Genomic DNA, 22,697 nt, shown 5'->3' with positions numbered 1-22,697 from the left:
CCGCGCCTACGTCACAGCTGACAGGAAGTCCTTCGTCCGCTGTTCCTGCGGGTTCGAGAACATCTGCTCGGGCTCGCCCTCCTCGACGATGCGCCCGCCGTCGAACATGAGCACGCGGTTCGACACGTCGCGCGCGAACTGCATCTCGTGCGTGACGATCAGCATCGTGACGTCGGTGTTCTCGGCGATGTCGCGCAGGATGCCCAGCACCTCGCCGACGACCTCGGGGTCGAGGGCGCTCGTCACCTCGTCGAGCAGCAGGATCTCGGGATCCATCGCGAGGGCGCGGGCGATCGCGACGCGCTGCTGCTGACCGCCCGACAGCGACGACGGGTGCGCATCGGCCTTGTCGGGGAGCCCGACCTGGGCGAGCAGCTCGTGCGCCCGCTTCCTGGCCTCCGCCTTCGGGACGCCGAGAACGTGCACGGGCGCCTCGATGATGTTCTCGATCACCGTCATGTTCGGGAACAGGTTGAACTGCTGGAACACCATGCCGATCCGCTTGCGCATCTCGGTGCGGTGCTTGTCCTTCAGCGCGACCCGCTTGCCGCCCTGCTCGATATGCGTGAGCGGCTTGTCGTCGATGAGGATGTAGCCGTCGTTCGACTCCTCGAGTGTCATGACGAGGCGCAGGATCGTCGTCTTCCCGGATCCGCTGGGACCGATGAGCGTGACGCGGTCGCCCTTGCGCACGGTGAAGTCGAGTCCGTCGAGGACGACGTTGTCGCCGAACTTCTTCACGACCTGCTCGAACCGGATCGCGGGGACATCGCCCTCCGCGAGCTCGATGGCACCGGTGTGGGTATCAATATGACTGGGCAAGGCGCTTCTCCAATCGCCCGATGAGCAGAGAGGTGGGGTAGCTGGCGATGAGGAACAGCACGCCGGCGAGGGTGATGACCTCGATGTAGCGGAAGTGGTTTCCGCCGTAGCGCTCTGCTGCCGCGACCATGTCGATCACCGTGATGACCGCCAGGAACGGCGTCTCCTTGAACATCGAGATGACGTAGTTGCCGAGAGCGGGTACCGTCGCGCGCACCGCCTGCGGGATGATGACGGCGACCCACGTGCGCTGCTTGGACATCGACAGCGCGGTGGCCGCCTCCCATTGGCCATTGGGCACCGACTCGATGCCGGCTCGGTACACCTCGGCCATGAAGGTCGCGTAGTGCACGCCGAACACGATGATCCCGATGGTCAGCGGAGGGACGCTCGCGAATGCGTAGTAGATGAACAGCAGCTGCACGACGAGCGGGGTCATGCGGATGAAGTTCATGACGAACGTCAGCACCGCGGCGATCGGCTTCGGCGCCGTCCGGCGCGCGAGAGCGATCAGCAGGCCGAGGACGGCCGCGATCGCGCTGCCGACGATCGTCACGACCAGCGTGACCGTGACGAAGGCGTAGAGCATGTCGGGCAGCGCGGCCCAGACATGGTCCCAGTTCCAGAGGAGGTCCTGTTCGTCTCTCACGCGCCGGCCCCCTTCGTCTCAGCGGCCGGGGCCGCGAGGACACGCTTCGGCTTTCCCCGCCCGAGTCTGTGCTTCGCGCGGGCCTCGAGGCCGTTCATCGCGGCGGCGAGGATCGACGCGAGGATGAAGTAGACGACGAGCCCGAGCGAGTACGCGAAGAAGACGTCGGTGTCGACGCGCAGCCTGTTCAGCTCGGCCGTGAGGTCGACGATCGTGATGAGGTACACGACCGCCGTGCCCTTGAGCAGCTGGATCAGCAGGTTGTTGAGGGACGGGATCATGAGGGCCCATGCCTGCGGGAAGATGACCCGCCACATGCGCTGGGTCCGCGACATGCTCAGCGCCGTCGTGGCCTCCCACTGCCCTCGGGGGACCGAGTTGATGGATCCGCGGACCACCTCGGCGCCGTACGCGCCGTAGTTGAGCCCGAGGCCGACGATGCCCACGAGCACCGGGGGGAGCTCGATGTTCAGCGGCGGAAGGGGCAGCACGAAGAAGAGGAAGAAGAGCTGCACCACGAGTGAAGTGCCGCGGAAGAACTCGATGACGACGCGAGCGAAGCCGCGCAGCCACCGGTTGTCGAACCGGGCGAGGAGCCCGAGTCCGACGGCGATGAGGAACGCCAGGAGGGCGCCGCCGACCGTCAGCTCGATGGTGATCAGGAGGCCATCGAGGATCTGCGGCAGCGCCCGTCCGAGCGTGTCGAGGTTCTCTGTCACGAGAGCGTGAGGTGCCCGTTACTCAAGCTCGCCCGCGCAGAGCTGCTCGGTGGTGAGGTCCTCGGGCGGGAGGTTCTCGGCGGTGAACCCGAACGGCTCGACGAGGCCGAGGTACGCCTGCTCGTCGCCGGTGATCTTCGCCAGCTCCTCGTTGTAGGCCTCGAGGAGATCGGTGTCGTCCTTGTGGAACACGGTGGCGCCAGCGCCGACCTGCTCGACGCCGTCGAGCTCCTGGACGAACGCCTCGGTTGTCTCGAGATCGTCCATGTCCTCGGTCATCCAGTTGAGGGAGACCGCCGTCAGCGCGAATGCGTCGGCGCGTCCGGACTGCACGGCCTCGAGGCCGGAGCTCGCCGAGTCGACCGCGATGGTGTTCTCGATCCCGAGGTCCGACGCGTACCCGTCCTCGATCGCACCCGACTGGATCGCGAGCGTGACGTCGCCGCCTGTCTCGACGACGGAGTCGAGGTCGCTGAGGTCCTGCGGGTTGCCGGTGGGCACCGCGAGCGTGGTGGTGTACATGATCTCGGGGTCGCTGAAGGAGGCCTCGGCGCAGCGCTCGGGGAGGATCGACATCCCCGCGCTGACGGCGTCCCAGCGGCCGGCATTGAGTCCGGGGATCAGGTTGTCCCAGGCCACTTCCTCGACCTCGATGTCGTCGATGCCGAGGTTCCCGAAGATCTCCTCGTGCATCGCGATCGTGGCGCCGGTCGGCTCGCCGTCGTCGCCGACCCACGAGTACGGCTGCTCGGACGCGATCGCGAGGGTGATCGAGCCCTCCTCCTGCAGCCGCTCGAGCGTGCTGCCCGCCTCCTCCTCGCCGCCGCCGGAGCCGCCGCCGGAGCCGCAGGCGGTGAGGCCGAGCGTGAGGACTCCGAGCCCCGCGAGCCCTGTGGTCGTGATGGTGCGTCGGATCATCGTCATGCTTCCTCTCCCTTGAGTGCCGGCGCGCGGAGGTGCACGCGTCGACGAAGAACGCGCCAACCTTGTCACAGGCGTCGATCACAAATCAATCCGACTGTCTGACTGTCGACAATCGAACAGGGGAAGATACGGTGTGACGAGCGCGCGGCGACGAGGCGGCGCCGAGAGAGAGGAAATCGCGGTGAATCCAGTGGCGGACGGTGACGCGATGCGGTCGGTCATCCCGGTCTCGCGCATGTCGACGGTCGACCTGATCGTTATCGAATTGCGAAAGGCGATCCTCGCCGGGGCGCTCCCCACGGGAGGATCCATCGGCGAGGTCGAGATCGCCGCGCAGCTGGGTGTGAGCCGCGGTCCCCTTCGTGAGGCCGCTCAGCGCCTCGTGCAGGAAGGGCTCCTGGTGTCCGTCCCGGGTCGCGGTCTGCGGGTGCGCACGATCGGCCCCGGTGACATCCCCGATCTCTACGAGGCGCGCTGCGCCATCGAGGCGCACGCGGCGCGGCTGCTCGCCGCGGATTCCGACGCGCGCGCCGTGGGGGAGCTGGAGGCGTGCTTCGCTCGGCTCGTCGAGGCGAGCGATGGCGAGGACGCGGTGGCGATCGGCGATGCCGACATCGCCTTCCATCGGCATCTCGTCGACCTGGTCGGCAGTCGGCGGCTGTCGGCCGCGATCGACACCCTGCTCGCCGAGACGCGCATCGCGAGTCTGAGTGACCCGGACGGATACCAGGTGCGGCGCACGGTCTCGCCGACGTACCGCGCTCTGCTCGACGCCATCCGCGCCGGCGACGCCGCTTCCGCCGCGCGCGCTCTCCGTCGGCAGTTCGGCGATGCGATCGCCCGCCTCACAGGAGAGGATGACGGAGTCGAGACGATCGAGTCGTCGCTCGGCGAGGAGCCCCCGGCCTTCCCTCGCATCGAGCCCGCGCACGGCGTCTGACGCGCCGCGTGGCTCGTAGGATGGAGACGTGGCCCGTCTTCTCCTCATCCTCGCCGTCGCGGCCGTCGTGTTCACGGTGTTCACCATCGTCGACTGCGCGACGCAGCCGGAATCTCGTCATCGCGGTGTCTCGAAGGGCACGTGGGTCGTCATCACGCTCGTCCCGGTGATCGGCGGAATCCTCTGGCTGACCATCGGTCGCGCCCGCAAGGGCCAGCAGCGGCCCGCGACCGCATCGGGCCCGACCGGACCCGACGACGACCCGGGCTTCCTGACGGCGTCCGACGAGCGGATCCGCAAGCTTGAAGAGGAGCTCGCGATGCTCGACGCCGAGGAGCAGTTCGACGCGCCCGGCGACGACCGGCCTCGCGCAGCCGATGACGAGAGGAACGGCGATGACGAGGTCCTCGCGGGCCTCGACGCGCAGTTCCACAGCGATCGCGACGACGACTCGTCGGCCGACGAGACATCCGACGACGAGGGCGCTGACACGGACGGCACGTCTGACGGCGACGAGGGCGAGAACGACGACCCGCGCGATGCCCGCGGCTGAATCTCCCGCGACCGAGGCCGCCTGCGCGCTCCTCGACGCGCTCGTCGCGCTGGGTGTGCGGCACGTCGTCGTGAGTCCGGGATCCCGCTCGCAGGCGCTCGCGCTCGCCGCGGCCGACCTCGAGCGGCAGGGCCGCGTCTCGCTGCACGTGCGTCTGGACGAGCGGAGCGCGGGCTTCACGGCGCTCGGCATCGGGCGTGAGACGCGCGTGCCCGCGGTCGTCGTCTGCACGTCGGGCACGGCCGTGGCGAATCTCCTCCCGGCGGCGCTCGAGGCGCACCACTCGGGTGTCCCGCTGCTGCTGCTGACCGCCGACCGGCCGCCGGAGCTGCGCGGCGTCGGCGCCAACCAGACGACGGCTCAGCCCGGCCTGTTCGCCGGCGCCGCGCGATTCGCCGTGGATGCTGAGACTCCCGACGGCTCCGCGGGAGAGGCCGCGCGCATGCGCTCGCTCGCGGCGCGCGCGTTCGTCGCGGCCGCGGGAGAGACGGTGCAGGGCGTCGCACACGTCAACCTGCCGTATCGCGAGCCCCTCGCGGGTCCGCTTCCCCCGTGGTTCTCGGAGGGATCCGCCGACTCCGAGCAGGCGCTCCGGGAGGCGCAGGCGCTGCTGCCGGATCCGCCGGAGCCCGTCACGCTCGCATCGGGACCCCGCACGGTCGTCGTCGCGGGCGCCGACGGCGGCGAGGACGCCGAGCTCATCGCGCGTCAGGGCGGCTGGCCGCTGCTCGCGGAGATCGTCAGCGGATCCCGCTTCGGCCGCAGGGCCGTGCTCGGCTACCGGCAGGCGCTCGCGGATCCGCAGCTCGGCGGGCGCATCGAGCGCGTCGTCGTCGTGGGGCACCCGACGCTCGGCCGCGAGGTCACGGCGCTGCTCGCACGGAGCGACATCGACATCGTCGCGCTGCGGGCGACCGACGAGCCGCTCGACCTCAGCGGCGCGACGCGCTCCGCCGCCGCGGTCGCCGTCGCCGCGGGGGAGCAGGATCGCGAATGGCTGGGTGCGTGGATGCGGTGGTCCCGTGAGCACGCCGCCGACCTCGAGACGCCGGCGCCCGATATCCACGGCCTCGCGTCGACCGACCCGAAGGCCCGTCTCGGAGCGGTCCGCGCCGAGATGGACGCGGTGCGCACGCCGCTCGATCGCGAGCAGCTCGTCGCGGGCGTCTGGCGCGCGACGTGGCCGCACGACCGCCTCGTGTTCGGCTCCAGCCGGCTCGTGCGCGTCGCCGACGACGTGCTCGCCGGCAAGAAGGTGCCCGTGCACGCCAACCGCGGCCTGGCCGGAATCGACGGCACGATCGCCACGGGCCTCGGCATCGCGCTCGCGAGCCAGCACGAGGGATCTCCCGGCGTCACCCGCGTGCTGCTCGGCGACCTCGCGTTCCTGCACGACGTCGGATCCCTGCTCCTCCCCGAGAGCGAGGAGCGGCCGCGCGTCCAGGTGATCGTCGGCAACGACGGCGGCGGCACGATCTTCGACGGCCTCGAGGTCGCGCAGACGGCGTCGGCCGAGGCGATGTCGCGCGTGCAGTACACGCCGCAGGCGGCCGATCTCTCGGCCCTCGCAATCGCCTACGGCTGGGGGCACGTCCGGGTGACGACCCGCTCCGAGCTCGACCAGGCGCTGACCGCAGCCGTCGCCGGACCGCAGATCATCGAAGCGCCGCTCGGGCGCTGAGCGCGCCGCTCAGCGCGCAGGCGGCGGGCCCGTCGTCTCGCGCACGACCAGGGTGGTCGGAAGAGGAGCCACGGTCGGAATCGGCTCGCCCCTCAGCTGCGCGATGAGGAGCTCCGCCGCGAGTCGGCCCTTGAGCTCCACATCCTGGTGAACCGTCGTGAGACGCGGGCGGATGCGGACCGCAATCGGGTTGTCATCGAACCCGACGACGGAGATGTCGTCCGGCACACGCAGGCCGCGGGCGTGCGCGCGATCGATCACGTCGACGGCCGCGAGATCGGAGAACGCGAGGACGGCGGTCGGGGCGTCGTCGAGCATGCGATCGACGCGGTCTGCCAGCACCTGATCCAGGTCGGAGGCCGGGGTGCCGACGTAGCGCGGTTCGATGCCCGCCGCGTCGAGCGCGTCCGTCCAGCCCTCGATGCGGCGAGCCATCGGCGCGTGCGGCGTGGGCGGGGCGTCGCCGTATCGGGCGTCATCGGCGTCGACGCCCGTGACGATGCAGGCGATGTCGCGGTGTCCCAGGTCGATCAGGTGTCGAGCGGCCTCCCGCGCACCGGTGCAGTCGTCCAAGGAGACATCGGCGATGCCTGTCATCGGAAGCCCCTCCACGCGGACGGCGGGGAGCTTGCGTCGGAGCAGGTTCTGCACCGCGTCGCTCTGGGGCGTGCAGGCGTAGACGATCGCACCGTCCATGGCGACGTCGCGCGACGGCACGCTGTCGGCGGTGCCGCCGTGCAGGAGCGCGAGCGAGTAGCCCGCCTCGGCGAGCCGCTCCGTCGCGGCTCGAACGAACCCGATGGCGATGTCGTCGCGAAACGCGTCGCGCGGATCCTCGGTGAGCACCACGCCGATGACCCCCGTGCGCCCGCGGACGAGGGCGCGCGCCGACGGGTCGGGACCCGCGTACTCGAGTCGTCGCGCCGTCTCGAGGATGCGTGCGCGCAGATCATCCGAGAGCTGGTCGGGCCGCGAGAAGGCGTTCGAGACCGTCATCCTGCTCACGCCGACTTCGTCGGCGACGGTCTGCAGCGTCACTCGTGACAGGGGAGCCTCCTCGTCGGGATGGCTCCATTGTGTCGCATGAGCGCGCGCAGGCGTGTCAGCGCTCGGCATCGTCTGCCGGCGGGACGAGGGGCTCGATCGACCGCGCCGCGCGTCTCAGCAGCCGCGCGATCGCTCGGCGCAGGCGACGGCGGGGCGGCGGCATCTCCCAGCCCTCCTCGTGTGCCAGCTGTGTCACGGCGCTGACCATGAACGGATCCATGAGACTCCTTTATCGGTAAAGTCTGTATCGGTACAGTAAAAGACGACCGGGGCGGGGTCAAGGGCTCGCGGTTCCGGAGCGCCTCCGCTTGAATGGCCGCATGACCGCGAAGAGCCAGGTGAAGTGGAAGCAAGACGCGTGGGAGTCCCTGCGGGCGGGACCCGACGTCCTGATCGCCCGCGTGGACCCTCACTCGACGCCCGGCTACGACGGCGACAAGAAGGACGGGCGCGCCGATCTCGACGCGGGGCTCGCCGAACTCGCCGAGTACCAGGAGCGCCTGTTCGCGGCAGGGCAGCGGGGTGGTCGTGACGCCGTGCTGCTGGTGCTGCAGGGCATGGACTCGGCGGGCAAGGGCGGTGTCGTGCGGCACGTCGTCGGCGGCGTCGATCCGCAGGGCGTCGAGCTGGCGGCGTTCAAGGCGCCGACCGACGAGGAGCGCGCCCACGACTTCCTCTGGCGCGTCGAGAAGCGTGTCCCGAAGCCGGGGTTCATCGGCGTCTTCGACCGCTCGCACTACGAGGACGTCCTGATCGGCCGTGTGCGCGAGCTCGCGGACCGCGACGAGATCGAACGTCGCTATCAGGCGATCGTCGACTTCGAAAAGCGGCTCGTCGATCAGGGCACGCGGATTATCAAGGTGATGCTGCACGGATCGTACGAGGAGCAGGGCGAGCGCCTCATGGAGCGCCTCGAGCGACCGGACAAGCACTGGAAGTACAACCCGAGCGACGTCGACGAGCGCGCTCTGTGGCCGGCGTACCAGGACGCCTACCAGGTGGCGATCCAGCGCACGTCGACCGACCATGCACCGTGGTTCGTCGTCCCGTCCGACCGCAAGTGGTACGCGCGGCTCGCAGTGCAGGCCCTCCTCCTCGAGGCGCTCGAAGACATCGACCCGCAGTGGCCCCCGGCCGACTTCGACGTCGAGGCCGAGAAGGTGCGGCTGCGCGCGACCATGTGACGAGGTCCGTGTGCGGCAGGATGGATCCCATGACTCGCCGCATCGTCGTCGCCCCCGACAGCTTCAAGGGATCGATCACCGCCGCTGACGCGGCCGTGGCGATCGCGGAGGGCTGGGTGCGCACGTCTCCGGCCGACAGCTTCGCGCTGCGCCCCATGGCCGACGGCGGCGAGGGCACGCTCGACGCGTTCGAGAAGGCGGTACCCGGCGCGAAGCGCATGCGCGTGCGCGTGACGGGGCCCGCGGGCTTCGGCGTCGACGCGACGTGGCTGCGCCTCCCCGCCACCGACGACCTTCCGGGCGGCACGGGCGTCGTCGAGCTCGCGAGCACGTCCGGCATCGAGCTGCTCGGTGACGAGCGCCGCCCCTTCACCGCGTCCACGCTGGGCTTCGGTCAGGCGATCGCCGCGGCGCTCACGGCGGGCGTCTCGCGCCTCGTGCTCGGCATCGGCTCGAGTGCGTCGACCGATGGAGGCGCGGGAATGCTCACGGCGCTCGGGGCGCGCGTGCTGAACGACTTCGGCGCCTCTGTCACGCCGGGAGCGGGCGGGCTCGACGAGATCGCGTCGGTCGACATCTCGGGCCTCAGAGGGCTGCCGGACGGCGGCGTCACGGTTCTGACCGATGTGACGAATCCGCTCACGGGCGACGAGGGCGCGGCTCGGATCTTCGGCCCGCAGAAGGGGCTCGACGAGGCGAGCGTCGCGCAGGCGGACGCGGGGCTCCGGGCGTTCGCGCGCGTGCTCGACGCGGAGGCGCTCGCCGCGGTGCCGGGCGCGGGTGCGGCGGGCGGCACCGGCTTCGGTCTTCTGCTGTGGGGCGCGGAGCTCGTGCCGGGAGCGGCCGCGATCGCCGACCTGACCGGGCTCGCCGCCGACATCGAGGGCGCCGACCTCGTCGTGACGGGGGAGGGGCGCTTCGACGGCCAGTCGGCCGCGGGCAAGGCACCCGCGCACGTCGCGGCTCTCGCGCGCGAGGCAGGGGTGCCCGTGGCGCTCATCGCGGGGGCGATCGACGGCGACACGAGCGCCTTCGCCGGGAGCGTCTCGCTCACGGAGGTCGCGGGGTCGACGGATGCCGCCCTGGCGGATCCGGGGCGCTGGCTGCGCGACGCCGGCGCGCAGCTCGCCGGCTAGAGGTCGAGGGCGTCGAGCACGTCGAACCAGGAGCGTGTCGTCTCCTCGTTGAACGGCGGAGTGCGTTCCGTCACCCGCTGCGTGAGGTCCTCCGTGACCTTCTCGAGCCGATTCACGACGTGCAGGGGGTAGCCGTACTCGACGCGGTGCTCTTCCCACTCGTCTTCGTCGTCGACGTAGATGCCGCGCTGGTCGGTGCGGCGGACGACGTCGAGGTCCATGTCGATCGCCGACGGCTCCTCGCCGTCCCACTTCGCGTCCCACGCGACATCGATGTAGACGCGCGTGCGCTGCGGCGGCGCGTTCACGGTGAGGATCCACTCCGCCCCGTGATCGCTGGCCGGGGCCGGATCCGGCAGGAGCATGACGCACGACGTCTTGAGGAGGGTGTCGCGACCGGGGCGGTGGCTGCGCCACCCCGGGCGCTGGCCGAACCACGCGCCCCACTCGTCCCGACCGAGGTACACGACCTCGTGCACCCAGTGCGGCCCGCCGTCCCATTTGCGCCAGTTGATGTGCATCTTGGTGCCGGGACGGGTCGAGGTGGTCATCACTCGACCATATTCCGTCGCACGACCTCCCAGCCGGAATGAACCCCGCCATCAATAGGATCGGAAGCGTGACTGAATCGCTCTCGCTGCCGCGTCTCGTCGCCACGACGCGCGAGATCGCCGCCGCCGACGCGCTGCCGTTCGCCGATCCCGCGTCTCCGCTGGCGTGGACCCGCAAGGGCGACGGGCTCGTCGCCGCGGGGCCCGACCTCCTGCACATCGACGTCGCCGAGGAGGGGCGCATCGGCGCCATCGCCGACCTCTGGCGCGCGATCTCGCAGGCGACCGACGTCGACGACGAGGTGCGGATCCCCGGCACCGGTCTCGTGGGATTCGGCGCTCTCGCCTTCGACGACACGTCCGCCGCGCCCAGCACGCTCATCGTCCCGACGACCGTCCTGGGGCGTCGCGGCGACCGCGCGTGGATCACCAGGATCCGCATCGCCGACCGTCCGGATGAGCTTCCCGCCGCCGTGAGGATCCCACTCGGACCGTCGTGGTCGGCGACCCTCGGCCCCGGCGCCATGGACCCCGAGGCCCACGATGCGGCCGTGAGGGATGCGCTCGCCGCGATCGAGTCGGGCGAGATCGGCAAGGTCGTGATCGCGCGCGATCTCGCGGGCACGGTTCCCGCACAGGCCGACCTGCGCCGACTCGTGAGCTCGCTGGCGAGCGAGTACCCCGACACGTGGACGTACGCCGTCGACGGCCTCATCGGCGCGAGCCCTGAGACGCTCGTCACGGTGCACGGCGGCGAGGTGTCGGCGCGTGTCCTCGCCGGCACCCGGCCGCGCGGAGCGAACGTGTCCGAAGACGATTCCGTGCCATTCGAGCTGTCGACGAGCGACAAGGACCGCGCCGAGCACGCCTTCGCGGTCGACAGCGTGCTCGATGCGCTTCGTCCGCACACGAGCGAGCTGACGGCGGCCGGCGATCCCTTCACACTCGAGCTTCCGAACCTCTGGCACCTGGCGACCGACGTGCGCGGCACGCTGAACGACGGGGCCTCGGCACTTGACATGGTGCGGGCGATGCACCCGACGGCCGCCGTCGCGGGAACTCCCACCGACCGCGCGCTCGATGTCATCCGCCGGATCGAGCCGTTCGATCGCGGCCGCTACGCCGGCCCCGTCGGCTGGATCGACGGCGACGGCGACGGCGAGTGGGCCATCGCACTCCGGGGCGCTCAGTTCGCGCCGGTGGCCGACGGCGCCGCGACGCGCGCCGTCACGGCGCACGCGGGCGGCGGCATCGTCCGGGGCTCCGTTCCCGAGGCGGAGCTTCTCGAGACGCGCGTCAAATTCCGTCCCATCGTCGACGCTCTGGCGTAGATCGCTCACGATCCGGCCCATCGTCGTGCGCGCAGGCTCCCGTCCTTCCGCGCGGAACGCCGACGTAGACTCATCGCGTGACTTCGCACAACCGCGCTGACCTCAGCAAGGACCCGACCACTGTGAGCGGCATGTTCGATCAGGTCGCCGAGCGATACGACCTGACGAACGTGGCGATGACGTTCGGAATGGACGCGCAGTGGCGCGCGGCGACGACGCGCGCGGTGAGCCCGCAGCCAGGGGAGCGGATCCTCGATCTGGCGGCGGGCACCTGCCGTTCGTCGGCCTCGCTGGCGCGATCGGGTGCCGAGGTCGTCGCGGCCGACTTCTCCCCGGGCATGCTCGCGGAGGGACGCCGGAACTTCGGCGACGTGCGCGGCCTGAGCTTCGTCGAGGCCGACGCGACGGACCTGCCCTTCGACGACGGCGAGTTCGATGCCGTCACGATGTCGTACGGCCTGCGCAATGTGAACGAGCCTCGGAAGGCGCTCGTCGAGCTGCATCGCGTGACGAAGCCGGGCGGGCGCATCGTGATCAACGAGTTCTCGACGCCGCCGGATCCGCGCTTCCGTCGCCTCTACCGGTTCTACAACGACCGGGTGCTGCCGAAGGTGGCGCGCATCGTCGGGTCCCACGGCGAGGCGTACGACTACCTCAACGAGTCGATCCAGGCGTGGCCGGACCAGCCCACACTCGCGGCGTGGATGCGCGAGGCGGGATGGAGCGATGTCGCCTACAGGAACCTGTCGTTCGGCATCGTCGCGCTGCATCGCGCGCGGCGTCGCACAGCGTAATGGCCGGTGCGTGCGCGGGTAGGGTAGACGAGTGACTTCGAGCCCCGCCGCCTCGGGCTCGCAACTGGCGAGCCGATTCGGTCTCAGCGACCGCATTTTCGCCGGCCCCGCCGCGCGAAAGCTCGCGGCGACCCTGGAAAAGGGGCTGATCGAGGTCGAAGAGGCTCTCGCGGCCGAGCTGGGATCCGCGGATCCGCTCGTCGACGCGATGAGCCGGTACCTCTACGAGGCAGGCGGCAAGCGGGTGCGCCCGATGCTCGTGCTGCTGACGGCGCAGCTCGGCGAGGGCATGACGCCCGCGGTGCGCGACGCGGCCGTGTCTCTCGAGCTCATGCACATCGGATCGCTGTACCACGACGATGTCATGGACGGCGCCGACCGTCGCCGTGGTGTTCCCGCGGCGCACAAGGTCTGGGACAACTCGACGGCCATCCTGGCGGGCGACCTGCTGCTGGCGCGCGCGAGCCGAGTCATGGGGCGCAACGGCGATGTCGCCGTCGACCTGCAGTCCGAGACGTTCGAGCGGCTCGTGCTGGGTCAGCTGCACGAGACGGTCGGCCCCGGCGAGGACGACGACCCGATCGAGTTCTACATTCAGGTGCTGGCCGACAAGACCGGATCCCTCATCGCGGCCGCGGCGCAGGCCGGGGCGTTCTTCGGCAACGCCGAGGAGGACTTCCGCCCGGCGCTGCGCGAGTACGGCGAGAGGGTCGGCGTCGCGTTCCAGCTCGCCGACGACGTGATCGACCTCTCGGCGAACCCCGAGGACACGGGCAAGGTGCCCGGCACCGACCTGCGTGCAGGCGTCGTCACGATGCCGTACCTGCTGCTGAAGGCGAGCGATGCGCCCGCCGATCGCGATCTCGCGCAGCGCATCGACGATGGCGTGGTGCGCATCCGCGCGGGGGAGGATCCTGCGATCCTCGACGGCCCGCTCGCCGAGCTGCGCGATCACGCCGTGACGAACCGCACCCATGAACTCGCGCTCAGCTGGACGAAGGAGGCGACCGACGCGCTGTCGGTCCTGCCTCGCGGCGCCGTGCGCGAGGCGCTCACGCGCTTCGCACGTCAGCTCGCCGATCGCTCCGGCTGAGCCTCGACGACGACCCTCGAGAGAAAGATCCGCACCACATGACCAAGCTCCGCCTTGCCATCGTCGGCGCCGGCCCCGCCGGCATCTACGCGGCTGACATCCTCCTCAAGACCGAGCGCAGCTTCGAGGTCTCGATCGACCTGTTCGAGCACCTCCCCGCGCCGTACGGTCTCGTGCGCTACGGCGTCGCCCCCGATCACCCGCGCATCAAGGGCGTCGTGAACGCGCTGCGTGATGTGCTCGACCGCGGTGACATCCGGATCTTCGGCAACGTGCACTTCGGCGAGGACATCACTCTCGACGACCTGAAGAAGCACTACAACGCGGTGATCTTCGCGACGGGTGCCGTGCGCGACGCCGATCTCGACATCCCGGGCATCGACGCGAAGGAGTCGTACGGTGCGGCGGACTTCGTGAGCTGGTACGACGGTCACCCCGACGTCCCGCGCACGTGGCCGCTGACGGCGCAGCACGTCGGCATGATCGGCAACGGCAACGTCGCGCTCGACGCGGCGCGCATGCTCGCGAAGCACGCCGACGACCTCCTCTCCACCGAGGTGCCCGGCAACGTCTACGACATCCTCAAGGCGTCGCCGGTGACCGACGTGCACGTCTTCGGGCGCCGTGGTCCGGCTCAGGTGAAGTTCACGCCGCTGGAGCTGCGCGAACTGGGCGAGCTGCGCGACGTCGACATGGTCGTCTACGACGAGGACTTCGACTACGACGAGGCCTCGAAGGAGGCGATCGCGTCGAACAAGCAGGTCAAGGTCATCGACCGCGTCCTGCAGAAGTGGCGCGACCGCCCGAGCGCGAACGGCGCCGGCGGCGAGGCGTCGCGTCGGCTGCACCTGCACTTCTGGGCCAGGCCCATCGAGGTCAGGACCGACGACGAGGGCCGGGTCGCCGCGCTGGTCTACGAGCGCACGAAGGCCGATGGCGCCGGCGGCGTCGCGGGCACGGGCGAGATCCGCGAGATCCCGATGGGGCAGCTCTACCGCGCGGTCGGCTACTTCGGGTCGCCGCTCGAGGGCGTGCCGTTCGATGATCACCACGGTGTGATTCCGAACCATGAGGGTCAGGTGCTCGAGCAGGATTCGAACGAGCGCGTCCCCGGCGTGTACGCGACGGGCTGGATCAAGCGCGGCCCCGTCGGCCTCATCGGCCACACGAAGTCCGACGCCATGGAGACGATTCAGCACCTGGTCAACGACCAGGGCGACTGGTGGCAGCCCGAGGACGCCTCCGACGGCGCGATTCCCGCGCTTCTCGAGTCGCGCGGCGTCGCGTGGACGGATCTCGCGGGCTGGCACCGCCTCGATGCTCACGAGGTCGCGCTCGGCGCGCCCGAGGAGCGCGAGCGCGTCAAGGTCGTCCCGCGTGACGAGATGGTGAAGATCTCGCGCGGCGAATGACCGCCTGACGAAGAACGGCCCCGACCTCGTGAGAGGTCGGGGCCGTTCTTCGCGATGGGTGTCAGCGGACGTTCGTCCCCGGTGCCGACGCGCGGCGGGGACGACGGCGGCGGCGCGCGTTCGGGGCGTCGGACGACTGCTGCTTCTGCGGCTGGCCGCCCTGACGGGACTGGCCCTGGCCCTGCTCGCGGGCGGCGCGCTTGCGGCGCGCGTTCGCCCCCTGCGACGTTCCACCGCCGCCGGCCGGTGCCGCGGCGGGCGCGTTGCCCGCACCGGGGCCGCCCGGGCGCGGTGCGACATGCTCGGCGACCTCGCCGACGAGCGCCGCCACGGCGGGGCTGTCGGCGGTCACGGTCTGCGGGCGCACCTGGATGCCGGCACGACGGAGGAGCTGCTTCACGTCGCCGCGCTCGTCCGGGGTCATGAGGGTGACGACATCGCCCGAGGCGCCGGCACGCGCCGTGCGGCCGGAGCGGTGCAGATAGGCCTTGTGGTCGGCCGGCGGATCCATGTGCACGACGAGATCGATGCCGTCGACGTGCACGCCGCGCGCCGCGACGTCGGTGGCGACGAGCACCTTGACCTCGCCCGACGTGAGCTGGGCCAGGTTGCGGTCGCGCGCATTCTGCGACAGGTTTCCCTGCAGGTCGACGGCGGGGATCCCGGAGGCGGTCAGCTGCTTCGCGAGGCGCTTGGCCTGGTGCTTGGTGCGCGAGAACAGGATCCGCTTCGAATTGCCCGCCGCGAGCATGCGGATGAGCGCCTTCTTCGCGTCGGGGTCGGCGGCCTCGAAGACGTGGTGCGTCATGTCGGGCACGTGCGACTCGGCCGAGTCGATCGCGTGGCTGACGGGGTTCGAGAGGAACCGCTTCGCGAGCTTGTCCACGCCGTTGTCGAGCGTCGCCGAGAACAGCATGCGCTGGCCGTCGGCGGGCGTCTGCGAGAGGATCCGCGTGACGCCGGGCAGGAAGCCGAGGTCGGCCATGTGGTCGGCCTCGTCGAGGACGGTCACGGCGATGCGGTCGAGCGAGACGACCTTCTGGCCGATGAGGTCCTCGAGGCGACCGGGGCAGGCGACGACGATGTCGACGCCCTTGCGGAACGCGTTCTCCTGGGGCTTCTGCGAGACGCCGCCGAAGACGGTCGTGACGCTGAGGCCCGCGGCGCGGGCGAGGGGGGTGACGACATTCGCGATCTGCGTCGCGAGCTCGCGCGTCGGCGCGAGGACGAGGGCGCGCGGGTGGCCGGGGCGCGTCTTCTGGTCGGCCGCGGCGAGGCGCGCGACGAGCGGGATCGCGAAGGCGAGGGTCTTGCCGGATCCGGTCTTGCCGCGCCCGAGGACGTCGCGTCCCGCGAGCGTCGACGGCAGCGTCTCGCGCTGGATCGGGAACGGGGTCGGGCGGTCGACGGCGACGAGCGCGTCGACGAGGTAGGCGGGAACGCCGAGATCGGCGAACGAGGAGGTCTGCGTGTCGGCAGAGGTCATGGAGTATCTCTCGGTGAGCACCGGCGGGAATCGCTCAGGACAGCACGACGAAAGGCGTGCGGGAAACCGGTGAAAGGGGGCGAACGCGGCGGGTGCCGAATCCGATTCGCCACGGAAAGCGGAGCGGGCAGGAGCCCGAGACAGCCGCGACGACGAACGCACGAATGCGTTCCCGAGCAAGTCTAGTGGGTCTTGTTGTGTGCTGCGTGCACGGGCACACTGGCCGGGTGGCGCATCCGCCGATGTTCGATCCCGATGAGCCGGATCTCGCGAGGGTCCGGGATCTCTGCCGCGTGTTCCCGGGGGCCGACGAGAAGGTGTCGCACGGACGTCCGGCCTTCTTCACGAAGAAGGTGTTCGCGTACTACGGGTACTCGGTGAAGGTCGGGGCCGAGTGGGTGCAGCACCCGAGGTCCGTCGTCGTCCTCCCGGCCGACGGCGAGCGCGACGCCGTGCTGTCGCTCCCGAACGTGTCCGTACCGGCCTACCTCGGCCCGACCGGGTGGATCGGATACGACCTCGCCGAGCCGCCGGGCGCGACCGACTGGGACGAGGTGTGGGAGCTCATCGCCGACTCGTTCGCGCGCACCGCCCCCGCCGCGCTGCGTCGAGAGTGGGAAGGGCGCTGAGCCGCGCCGATCCCCCTCCCGACGACACCGGCCAGGCGCTCAGCCCGCGGGCGCGCTCTCGGTCACGAGCGGATACACCCCGTTCTCGTCGTGCACTTCGCGCCCCGTGATCGGCGGATTGAAGACGCAGACGCAGTGGATCTCCTCGCGGACGCGCACCCGGTGCTTGTCGCTGTCGTTGAGGAGGTACATCGTGCCGGGCCGCAGGGGGTGCACCTCGCCCGTGGCGAGATCCTCGATCTCGCCGTCGCCGGCCGTGATGAAGACGGCCTCGATGTGGTTGGCGTACCAGAAGAAGCTCTCGGTGCCCGCGTAGAGCGTGGTCTCGTGCAGCGAGAAGCCGACGCCCTCCTTCGCGAGCACGATGCGCCTGCTGCGCCACGTCCCCGATCGGATGTCGGACTCGGTGTCCGAGATCTCGTCCAGTGTGCGCACGATCATGGTGATCTCCTCTCGTGTCAGTCGGCCAGAGCCACGGTCGTGGAGGCGTCGATGATCTCGATGCCGCGGTTCAGCTCATCGTCGGTGATGGTCAGCGGCGGGAGCAGCTTGAGCACCTCGTCCTCCGGTCCGGAGGTCTCGACGAGCAGCCCCTGGGCGAAGGCGAGCGCGGCGACCTGACCCGCCGTCTCGCCGTCGGAGAACTGCAGACCGCGCGCGAGGCCGCGCCCCTTCGGCACCAGGCCGGCGACCGGGTGGGCCGCAGCGATCGCGTTGAGGCGGCTCTCGATGTAGGCGCCCTTGTCGCGGGTCGAGTTCTGCAGCGCGTCGTCGCTCCAGAAGGTGCGGATCGCCTCGGCGGCCGTCACGAATGCGGGCGCGAGGCCGCGGAAGGTGCCGTTGTGCTCGCCCGGCTCCCACACGTCGAGCTCGGGGCGCACGAGCGTCAGCGCCATCGGCAGCCCGTACCCCGAGATCGACTTCGACAGGCACACGATGTCGGGGACGATCCCCGCCTCCTCGAAGCTGAAGAAGCCGCCCGTGCGTCCGCAGCCCATCTGGACGTCGTCGAGGATGAGGAGGATGTCGTGCGCGCGGCAGAGCTTCTCGAGACCGCGCAGCCACTCCGCTCGTGCCGTGTTGACGCCGCCCTCGCCCTGCACGGTCTCGACGATGACCGCAGCCGGCTTGTTGAGCCCGCTGCCCGTGTCCGTGAGCAGCTTCTCGAAGTAGAAGAAGTCGGGATAGTCGCGGTCGAAGTAGTCGTCGAAGGGCATCGGCGTCGCGTGCACGAGGGGAACGCCCGCCCCGCCGCGCTTGAGCGAGTTGCCCGTGACCGACAACGCCCCGAGCGTCATGCCGTGAAACGCGTTCGTGAAGTTGACGACCGACTCGCGCCCCGTCACCTTGCGGGCGAGCTTGAGCGCGGCCTCGACCGCGTTCGCCCCACCCGGTCCGGGGAAGATGACGCGGTAGTCGAGGTCGCGCGGTTCGAGGATCTGCTCGCTGAAGGTGTCGAGGAAGTCGCGTCTGGCCTCCGTGAACATGTCGAGCGAGTGGACGATGCGGTCGCTCGCGATGTAGTCGACGAGGACCTGCTTCAGTGCGGGGTGGTTGTGGCCGTAGTTGAGCGCGCCCGCTCCCGCGAAGAAGTCGAGGTACGAGGTGCCGTCGGTGTCGTACAGGTGCGCGCCCTGCGCGCGATCGAAGACGACGGGCCAGGAGCGCGAGTAGCTGCGCACGCCGGATTCCTGGCTGGTGAATGCGGAGATGGACGGGTCTTCTGCGATGGACATCTGTGTCCTCCTTCAGAGTCGCCCCGGCCGGGGCACGTTCACGGGACGCGCTCGCGTCTCGCGGCTGGGACCGTCGGCCCCAGACTTGCGCACGTCTATCCGGTCCTCAGCGGACCGATGACGTGCACGGGTTCGGGATCGTGATCGTCGGGGAAGTGCGCCGCCTCGAACAGCGGCTCGACGCGCTCCTGGGCGTCCCAGCGTCGCGCGAACGACGCGAAGAGCCGCTGCGAGGCGACGTTGTCGTCGGTGATGGTCGTCTCGAGCCAGGTGACCGGCTCGTCGTCGGCACGCAGCCCCGCGACGAGGTCGTCGAGGAGGCGTCCGGAGAGGCCGCGGCCGCGCTGATCGGCGTCGACGGCGACCTGCCAGATGAACAGGTGGCTCGGGGAATCCGGACGGCGGAAGCCGAGGACGAACCCGACGACGTCGCCGGACGCGAGGGCGACGCGGCACGTCGCCGAGAAGTCGCGGGCGAACAGCGCGTACGCGTACGACGAGTTGAGGTCGAGCGTGCCCGAGTCACGCGCGACGCGCCACATGCCGCCGGCGTCTTCCAGGAAGGGCGCGCGGATCGACAGGGGTGCGGCCTTCGCCGCGGAATCCGATGTGCTGAGAGGTTCCATACGCCCCGGACGATAGCGACCTGAGCGAGGAGGGCAAGCCTTTTTCTCTCGCAGGGATCGTGCTATATGGGCGCGACGCCTACTCCCGGATCGAGGCGCCCAGCACCTGCAGCACGGCCGCGCGCGCGTCGCGTCCGCGCTCGCCGCGGCGGGTGAGGAGAGCGTCGACGAGCGCCTCGGTCACGAGCATCAGCGCGGCGCGCGAGGTGTGCACGAGCTCGTCGCGGAACGAGTCGTTCACGGGCGGCACGATGAGCACCGTATCGGCGAGGTGTGCGACGGGGGAGCGGGCGAAGGAGGTGATCGCGAGCAGTTCGGATCCGCTCTGCTGCGCCGCGCTCATGACGGACAGCGTCTCGTCGTTCGCGCCGGATCCCGACAGCACGAGGCAGACGGATCCGCTCCCGAGCTGGCGCGCCGCGATGCGCTGGGCGAGCGGGTCGTTCAGCAGCTCGGCCGGACGGCCAGCGGCGTTGAGGCGCAGGAGCAGGTCGAGGCCGAGCGGCGACGAGAGCCCGTTCGCGACGACGAGCACGCGCGCGGCGTCGTCGAGGGAGGCGATGAACTCCTGCAGCGCCTCCTCCGTCAGGCCCGACAGGGTGTGCCCGAGGCGTGCCGCGAAGCGGTCGCTCGCGGCGCGCAGGGTGCCGAGCATCGTGCCGTCGGCGGCGAGGTCGCCCGACGAGGTCTGGAGCGCGAGCTCTCGGGCGACGGCGACGCGTAGCTGCGGATACCCGTCGTACCCGAGGGTCTGGGCCGTTCGCACGACCGTCGCGCGTCCCACGCCCACGGCGTCGGCGACCTCCTGGGCGGTGCGCTCGACGGTTGCGCCGAGATCTGCCGCGACCGCCTCGGCGACGCGCCGCTCGCCCTGGTGAAGCGATGGCGCGAGCGCGACGATCCGCGCGGTGGGAGGGGCGTCAGCGGATCCGGTCCATGCCACGGCGTCGCGGTCCTTCCATGATGCGGCGGCGCAGGGCGCCCGAGACGGCGTCGATGATCATCGTCGCCGCGATGACGACGATGAGCAGCATGCCCACCACCGACCACTCACGATAGTTCGTGTAGTTCGACAGCATGCTTCCGATCCCGCCCGCGCCGACGAGGCCCAGGACGGCCGACGTGCGGATGTTGATCTCGAAGCGGTACAGCGCGAAGGACATGAGCGACGGCAGCGCCGCCGGCCAGAGGGCCCAGCGCAGCACGGCGAGACGCCCGCCCCCGGCCGCGCGCACGGCCTCCGAGGTGCTCGCGTCGAGCGACTCGATCGTCTCGTACACCCACTTTCCCTGCGTGCCGATGCCGGCGATCGCGAGGGCGAGCGCCCCCGTGAACGGGGTGAGGCCCGTGACGGTGAGGAGGATGAGCGCGATGATGACCTCGGGCACGGCGCGGATGATGGCGAACACCCCACGGAGGAGCGCCCGCAGCCACGCGGGGGAGACGTCGTGCGCCGCGAGCATGCCGAGGGGGATCGAGAGCACGACGCAGCCGATCGCGCCGAGCCAGGCCATCGAGATCGACCGCCACATCTCGAACAGGGCTCGGGGCAGCTTGTCCCACGCCGGATCCGCGAACATCAGCGCGCCGTACTCGCCGATCGCTCGGGGCAGGTCGAGCAGCTTCGACCAGTCGATTCCCATGCCCGCGGTGGCGGCGACGATCACGGCGCCGACGACGATCGCGGCCACCGTGGGGACCACGCGTGACGGCGGGGCGGGAAGATCGAGGCCCGTCTGGCGGGTGAGTGCGGTGCGGGTCATGTGAGCCTCCTCCGCAGCCAGTTCGAGAACACCTCGATGAGGATCACCACGACGAGGATCTCGAGGATGATGATCGACACGTCGTCGTACGCGTAGAAACCGAAGCGCTCGTCGAGCAGGCGCCCGATGCCGCCCGCCCCGACGATGCCGAGGATCGCCGAGATGCGCACGTTGAGCTCGAGCGCGTACAGCCACTGGTTCGCGAACAGGGGAAGGCTCTGCGGGAGCGCGAGGCTGCGGTTGAGGCGCCCCTGCGTCGCGCCCGCCGCGCGGCCTGCCTCGAGATACGGGTGCTCGTGCGAGTCGATCGCCTCGGAGACGAGCTTGACGACGATGCCGATGTCGAAGAGGAACAGCGTGAGCAGGCCGGGCAGGGCGCCGACGCCGACGAGCGCGACGAGGATCGTCGCGTAGACGAGATCGGGCACCGAGCGGATGACGTTGATGATCGCCCGGACGATCCCGCGCGAGAGCGCATTCGGGTTCGTCGGACGCGCGGCCCAGAGCGTGAGGGGGACCGACACGACCGCCGCCGCGGCGGCGCCGACGAGCGCCATCTGTAGCGTCTCGAGCATCGGCTGCAGGGTGCGCGGGAGGAACGCCCAGTCGGGCTGCAGCAGCTGCAGCATCTTGTCGGCGCCGTTGCGCCAGTTGCGGGCGATCGACGCGAAGTCGAGCTCGACGCCGCCGATCGCAGGGAGGCACGTGAGCACCGTGAACAGCGCGAAGCACGCGGCCGCGACCGCTGTGCGCGGCCACGTGCGCGGGCGCGGCGGGACGGCGAGATCCGTCACGCGGTCGCTCCCAGCCGGTCCTCCGGGCGGATCCGGCGGCCGTAGATCTCCTCGAAGTCGGCGTCGGTCGCGTCTGCCGCGGGTCCGTCGTAGACGAGCTCGCCCGCACGCAGGCCGATCATGCGCGTCGTGTAGTCACGGGCGAGATCCATGAGGTGCAGGTTGACGAGCACCGTGAGCCCGCGCTCGGCGCCGAGCGCGACGAGCTCGGCCATCACGGCGTGCGCCGTGGGCGGATCCAGGCTCGCCACGGGCTCGTCGGCCAGCATCACGCGGGGGTCCTGAGACAGGGCCCGCGCGATCGCGACGCGCTGCTTCTGGCCGCCAGACAGGGATCCCGCCCGCGTCCAGACCTTGTCGAGCATGCCGACCGCGTCGAGGGCGCGCAGGGCGATCTCGCGGTCCTCGGCTGAGGAGATCCCGAGCAGCGTGCGCAGCGCGCCCGCGCGGGCGAAGCGCCCGACGAGCGTATTGCGGTAGACATCGACGCGCTCGGCCAGGTTGAAGCCCTGGAAGATCATGCCGACGCGCCCGCGCAGCTCGCGCAGGCGCCGCCCGCCGAGGCCGGAGACGGCGTGCGGGCCGACCTGGACGGATCCGCTCGTCACCGGCACGAGGCCGTTGATCGTGCGGATCAGGGTCGACTTCCCGGATCCGGAGAGGCCGACGACCGACACCATCTCGCCGGGCTCGATTGCGAGCGAGACGTCGCGGAGTGCGGCGGTGCCGTTCGGATACGTGACCGAGACGCCGTCGAGGCGGATCGGCCAGGAGGCGGAGGCCGGGGCGAACCCGGCCTCCGCGCGGGGCGCGTCAGAGGTCATTGC

Annotated in this window: 25 protein-coding genes; 10 read left to right on the top strand and 15 right to left on the bottom strand. The window is 70.6% G+C overall.

Annotated elements, in window-relative coordinates; translation table 11 throughout:
• Positions 1 to 6: 6 nt before the first annotated feature.
• From ehuA to KOL93_RS14440, 4 genes are read right to left on the bottom strand one after another with little or no spacing between them, the layout of a single operon-like run.
• The gene (gene ehuA, locus KOL93_RS14455) at positions 7 to 789 is read right to left on the bottom strand and encodes an ectoine/hydroxyectoine ABC transporter ATP-binding protein EhuA (protein WP_308291657.1); all 783 of its coding nucleotides are present in this window, start codon (positions 787 to 789) and stop codon (positions 7 to 9) included.
• 16 nt (positions 790 to 805) lie between these two features.
• Positions 806 to 1,411, bottom strand: coding sequence for an ectoine/hydroxyectoine ABC transporter permease subunit EhuD (ehuD, locus tag KOL93_RS14450; RefSeq protein WP_260406625.1), 606 nt, complete (start codon positions 1,409 to 1,411; stop codon positions 806 to 808).
• Between the two features lie 56 nt (positions 1,412 to 1,467).
• Positions 1,468 to 2,190, bottom strand: coding sequence for an ectoine/hydroxyectoine ABC transporter permease subunit EhuC (gene ehuC, locus KOL93_RS14445; protein WP_221586098.1), 723 nt, complete (start codon positions 2,188 to 2,190; stop codon positions 1,468 to 1,470).
• 18 nt (positions 2,191 to 2,208) lie between these two features.
• Positions 2,209 to 3,114: a transporter substrate-binding domain-containing protein gene (locus KOL93_RS14440; protein WP_221586097.1), complete on the bottom strand. Its 906-nt coding sequence runs from the start codon at positions 3,112 to 3,114 to the stop codon at positions 2,209 to 2,211.
• A 208-nt stretch (positions 3,115 to 3,322) separates the two neighbouring features.
• On the opposite strand from KOL93_RS14440, the gene KOL93_RS14435 reads away from it, so the two are divergent.
• The 3 genes from KOL93_RS14435 to menD are packed head-to-tail and all read left to right on the top strand — an operon-like array spanning position 3,323 to position 6,288.
• On the top strand, positions 3,323 to 4,054 hold the full coding sequence (locus KOL93_RS14435; protein ID WP_221586096.1) for a GntR family transcriptional regulator: 732 nt from the start codon (positions 3,323 to 3,325) through the stop codon (positions 4,052 to 4,054).
• 28 nt (positions 4,055 to 4,082) lie between these two features.
• Complete coding sequence (locus tag KOL93_RS14430; RefSeq protein ID WP_221586095.1) at positions 4,083 to 4,607, top strand: PLD nuclease N-terminal domain-containing protein; 525 nt, start codon at positions 4,083 to 4,085, stop codon at positions 4,605 to 4,607.
• Complete coding sequence (menD, locus tag KOL93_RS14425; protein ID WP_221586094.1) at positions 4,594 to 6,288, top strand: 2-succinyl-5-enolpyruvyl-6-hydroxy-3-cyclohexene-1-carboxylic-acid synthase; 1,695 nt, start codon at positions 4,594 to 4,596, stop codon at positions 6,286 to 6,288. The genes KOL93_RS14430 and menD overlap by 14 nt, the downstream gene beginning before the upstream one ends.
• Positions 6,289 to 6,297: 9 nt before the next feature.
• Here menD and KOL93_RS14420 read toward each other — a convergent pair whose 3' ends face one another.
• Together KOL93_RS14420 and KOL93_RS14415 are read right to left on the bottom strand one after the other, a co-directional pair.
• Positions 6,298 to 7,326 carry a LacI family DNA-binding transcriptional regulator gene (locus KOL93_RS14420; RefSeq protein WP_308291651.1) on the bottom strand — a complete coding sequence of 343 codons (1,029 nt, stop codon included), beginning with the start codon at positions 7,324 to 7,326 and terminating at the stop codon, positions 6,298 to 6,300.
• Positions 7,327 to 7,390: 64 nt separating this feature from the next.
• A complete protein-coding gene (locus tag KOL93_RS14415) occupies positions 7,391 to 7,555 on the bottom strand; it encodes a hypothetical protein (RefSeq protein ID WP_221586093.1) in 165 nt (54 codons plus the stop codon).
• 100 nt (positions 7,556 to 7,655) lie between these two features.
• Between KOL93_RS14415 and KOL93_RS14410 the strand changes: the two genes are divergently transcribed.
• On the top strand, positions 7,656 to 8,519 hold the full coding sequence (locus tag KOL93_RS14410) for a PPK2 family polyphosphate kinase (RefSeq protein ID WP_221586092.1): 864 nt from the start codon (positions 7,656 to 7,658) through the stop codon (positions 8,517 to 8,519).
• Positions 8,520 to 8,548: 29 nt separating this feature from the next.
• A complete protein-coding gene (locus tag KOL93_RS14405) occupies positions 8,549 to 9,655 on the top strand; it encodes a glycerate kinase (RefSeq protein ID WP_221586091.1) in 1,107 nt (368 codons plus the stop codon).
• On the opposite strand, the gene KOL93_RS14400 is transcribed toward KOL93_RS14405, so the two are convergent.
• Complete coding sequence (locus KOL93_RS14400) at positions 9,652 to 10,206, bottom strand: DUF402 domain-containing protein (RefSeq protein WP_221586090.1); 555 nt, start codon at positions 10,204 to 10,206, stop codon at positions 9,652 to 9,654. The genes KOL93_RS14405 and KOL93_RS14400 overlap by 4 nt on opposite strands.
• A gap of 68 nt (positions 10,207 to 10,274) precedes the next feature.
• Here KOL93_RS14400 and KOL93_RS14395 point away from each other — a divergent pair, with 68 nt between their 5' ends.
• The 4 genes from KOL93_RS14395 to KOL93_RS14380 all read left to right on the top strand — a co-directional run bounded on the left by KOL93_RS14395 (position 10,275) and on the right by KOL93_RS14380 (position 14,836).
• On the top strand, positions 10,275 to 11,537 hold the full coding sequence (locus KOL93_RS14395) for an isochorismate synthase (protein WP_308291650.1): 1,263 nt from the start codon (positions 10,275 to 10,277) through the stop codon (positions 11,535 to 11,537).
• Positions 11,538 to 11,614: 77 nt separating this feature from the next.
• Positions 11,615 to 12,331 (top strand): class I SAM-dependent methyltransferase, encoded by a 717-nt coding sequence (locus tag KOL93_RS14390; protein ID WP_308291649.1) that lies wholly within the window; start codon positions 11,615 to 11,617, stop codon positions 12,329 to 12,331.
• Positions 12,332 to 12,362: 31 nt separating this feature from the next.
• Positions 12,363 to 13,424, top strand: coding sequence for a polyprenyl synthetase family protein (locus tag KOL93_RS14385; RefSeq protein ID WP_221586088.1), 1,062 nt, complete (start codon positions 12,363 to 12,365; stop codon positions 13,422 to 13,424).
• A 38-nt stretch (positions 13,425 to 13,462) separates the two neighbouring features.
• Positions 13,463 to 14,836, top strand: coding sequence for an FAD-dependent oxidoreductase (locus tag KOL93_RS14380; protein WP_221586087.1), 1,374 nt, complete (start codon positions 13,463 to 13,465; stop codon positions 14,834 to 14,836).
• A 61-nt stretch (positions 14,837 to 14,897) separates the two neighbouring features.
• Here KOL93_RS14380 and KOL93_RS14375 read toward each other — a convergent pair whose 3' ends face one another.
• Complete coding sequence (locus tag KOL93_RS14375) at positions 14,898 to 16,322, bottom strand: DEAD/DEAH box helicase (RefSeq protein WP_221586086.1); 1,425 nt, start codon at positions 16,320 to 16,322, stop codon at positions 14,898 to 14,900.
• Between the two features lie 227 nt (positions 16,323 to 16,549).
• Between KOL93_RS14375 and KOL93_RS14370 the strand changes: the two genes are divergently transcribed.
• Positions 16,550 to 16,951, top strand: coding sequence for an MmcQ/YjbR family DNA-binding protein (locus KOL93_RS14370; protein ID WP_308291648.1), 402 nt, complete (start codon positions 16,550 to 16,552; stop codon positions 16,949 to 16,951).
• A gap of 39 nt (positions 16,952 to 16,990) precedes the next feature.
• On the opposite strand, the gene KOL93_RS14365 is transcribed toward KOL93_RS14370, so the two are convergent.
• The 7 genes from KOL93_RS14365 to phnC all read right to left on the bottom strand — a co-directional run bounded on the left by KOL93_RS14365 (position 16,991) and on the right by phnC (position 22,694).
• Positions 16,991 to 17,392 carry an ectoine synthase gene (locus tag KOL93_RS14365; RefSeq protein WP_221586085.1) on the bottom strand — a complete coding sequence of 134 codons (402 nt, stop codon included), beginning with the start codon at positions 17,390 to 17,392 and terminating at the stop codon, positions 16,991 to 16,993.
• Positions 17,393 to 17,409: 17 nt separating this feature from the next.
• Positions 17,410 to 18,687 (bottom strand): diaminobutyrate--2-oxoglutarate transaminase, encoded by a 1,278-nt coding sequence (gene ectB, locus KOL93_RS14360; RefSeq protein WP_221586084.1) that lies wholly within the window; start codon positions 18,685 to 18,687, stop codon positions 17,410 to 17,412.
• A 95-nt stretch (positions 18,688 to 18,782) separates the two neighbouring features.
• A complete protein-coding gene (ectA, locus tag KOL93_RS14355; protein WP_221586083.1) occupies positions 18,783 to 19,313 on the bottom strand; it encodes a diaminobutyrate acetyltransferase in 531 nt (176 codons plus the stop codon).
• A 79-nt stretch (positions 19,314 to 19,392) separates the two neighbouring features.
• On the bottom strand, positions 19,393 to 20,256 hold the full coding sequence (locus KOL93_RS14350) for a MurR/RpiR family transcriptional regulator (RefSeq protein WP_221586082.1): 864 nt from the start codon (positions 20,254 to 20,256) through the stop codon (positions 19,393 to 19,395).
• Positions 20,234 to 21,076 (bottom strand): phosphonate ABC transporter, permease protein PhnE, encoded by an 843-nt coding sequence (gene phnE / locus KOL93_RS14345; RefSeq protein WP_221586081.1) that lies wholly within the window; start codon positions 21,074 to 21,076, stop codon positions 20,234 to 20,236. Before phnE (KOL93_RS14345) ends, KOL93_RS14350 begins: the two co-directional genes overlap by 23 nt.
• Positions 21,073 to 21,870, bottom strand: coding sequence for a phosphonate ABC transporter, permease protein PhnE (gene phnE / locus KOL93_RS14340; protein WP_308291647.1), 798 nt, complete (start codon positions 21,868 to 21,870; stop codon positions 21,073 to 21,075). Before phnE (KOL93_RS14340) ends, phnE (KOL93_RS14345) begins: the two co-directional genes overlap by 4 nt.
• Positions 21,867 to 22,694 (bottom strand): phosphonate ABC transporter ATP-binding protein, encoded by an 828-nt coding sequence (gene phnC / locus KOL93_RS14335; protein ID WP_221586080.1) that lies wholly within the window; start codon positions 22,692 to 22,694, stop codon positions 21,867 to 21,869. The genes phnE (KOL93_RS14340) and phnC overlap by 4 nt, the downstream gene beginning before the upstream one ends.
• Positions 22,695 to 22,697 lie beyond the last annotated feature (3 nt).

The sequence above is a fragment of the Microbacterium salitolerans genome (assembly GCF_019720895.1).
Classification (GTDB): domain Bacteria; phylum Actinomycetota; class Actinomycetes; order Actinomycetales; family Microbacteriaceae; genus Microbacterium.
Note: the sequence above shows the minus strand (reverse complement) of the source record. Positions and strands in the feature narration are given on the sequence as shown.

Excerpts from the sequence above, each read along its gene's own strand:
- KOL93_RS14410 (WP_221586092.1), top strand. The coding sequence starts at position 7,656 with ATGACCGCGAAGAGCCAGGTGAAGTGGAAGCAAGACGCGTGGGAGTCC.
- ehuD (WP_260406625.1), bottom strand. The coding sequence starts at position 1,411 with ATGCTCTACGCCTTCGTCACGGTCACGCTGGTCGTGACGATCGTCGGC.
- KOL93_RS14435 (WP_221586096.1), top strand. The coding sequence starts at position 3,323 with ATGCGGTCGGTCATCCCGGTCTCGCGCATGTCGACGGTCGACCTGATC.
- phnC (WP_221586080.1), bottom strand. The coding sequence starts at position 22,694 with ATGACCTCTGACGCGCCCCGCGCGGAGGCCGGGTTCGCCCCGGCCTCC.
- KOL93_RS14375 (WP_221586086.1), bottom strand. The coding sequence starts at position 16,322 with ATGACCTCTGCCGACACGCAGACCTCCTCGTTCGCCGATCTCGGCGTT.
- ectB (WP_221586084.1), bottom strand. The coding sequence starts at position 18,687 with ATGTCCATCGCAGAAGACCCGTCCATCTCCGCATTCACCAGCCAGGAA.
- ectA (WP_221586083.1), bottom strand. The coding sequence starts at position 19,313 with ATGGAACCTCTCAGCACATCGGATTCCGCGGCGAAGGCCGCACCCCTG.
- menD (WP_221586094.1), top strand. The coding sequence starts at position 4,594 with ATGCCCGCGGCTGAATCTCCCGCGACCGAGGCCGCCTGCGCGCTCCTC.
- KOL93_RS14380 (WP_221586087.1), top strand. The coding sequence starts at position 13,463 with ATGACCAAGCTCCGCCTTGCCATCGTCGGCGCCGGCCCCGCCGGCATC.
- KOL93_RS14440 (WP_221586097.1), bottom strand. The coding sequence starts at position 3,114 with ATGACGATGATCCGACGCACCATCACGACCACAGGGCTCGCGGGGCTC.
- KOL93_RS14405 (WP_221586091.1), top strand. The coding sequence starts at position 8,549 with ATGACTCGCCGCATCGTCGTCGCCCCCGACAGCTTCAAGGGATCGATC.
- KOL93_RS14415 (WP_221586093.1), bottom strand. The coding sequence starts at position 7,555 with ATGGATCCGTTCATGGTCAGCGCCGTGACACAGCTGGCACACGAGGAG.
- KOL93_RS14400 (WP_221586090.1), bottom strand. The coding sequence starts at position 10,206 with ATGACCACCTCGACCCGTCCCGGCACCAAGATGCACATCAACTGGCGC.
- phnE (WP_221586081.1), bottom strand. The coding sequence starts at position 21,076 with ATGACCCGCACCGCACTCACCCGCCAGACGGGCCTCGATCTTCCCGCC.
- KOL93_RS14365 (WP_221586085.1), bottom strand. The coding sequence starts at position 17,392 with ATGATCGTGCGCACACTGGACGAGATCTCGGACACCGAGTCCGACATC.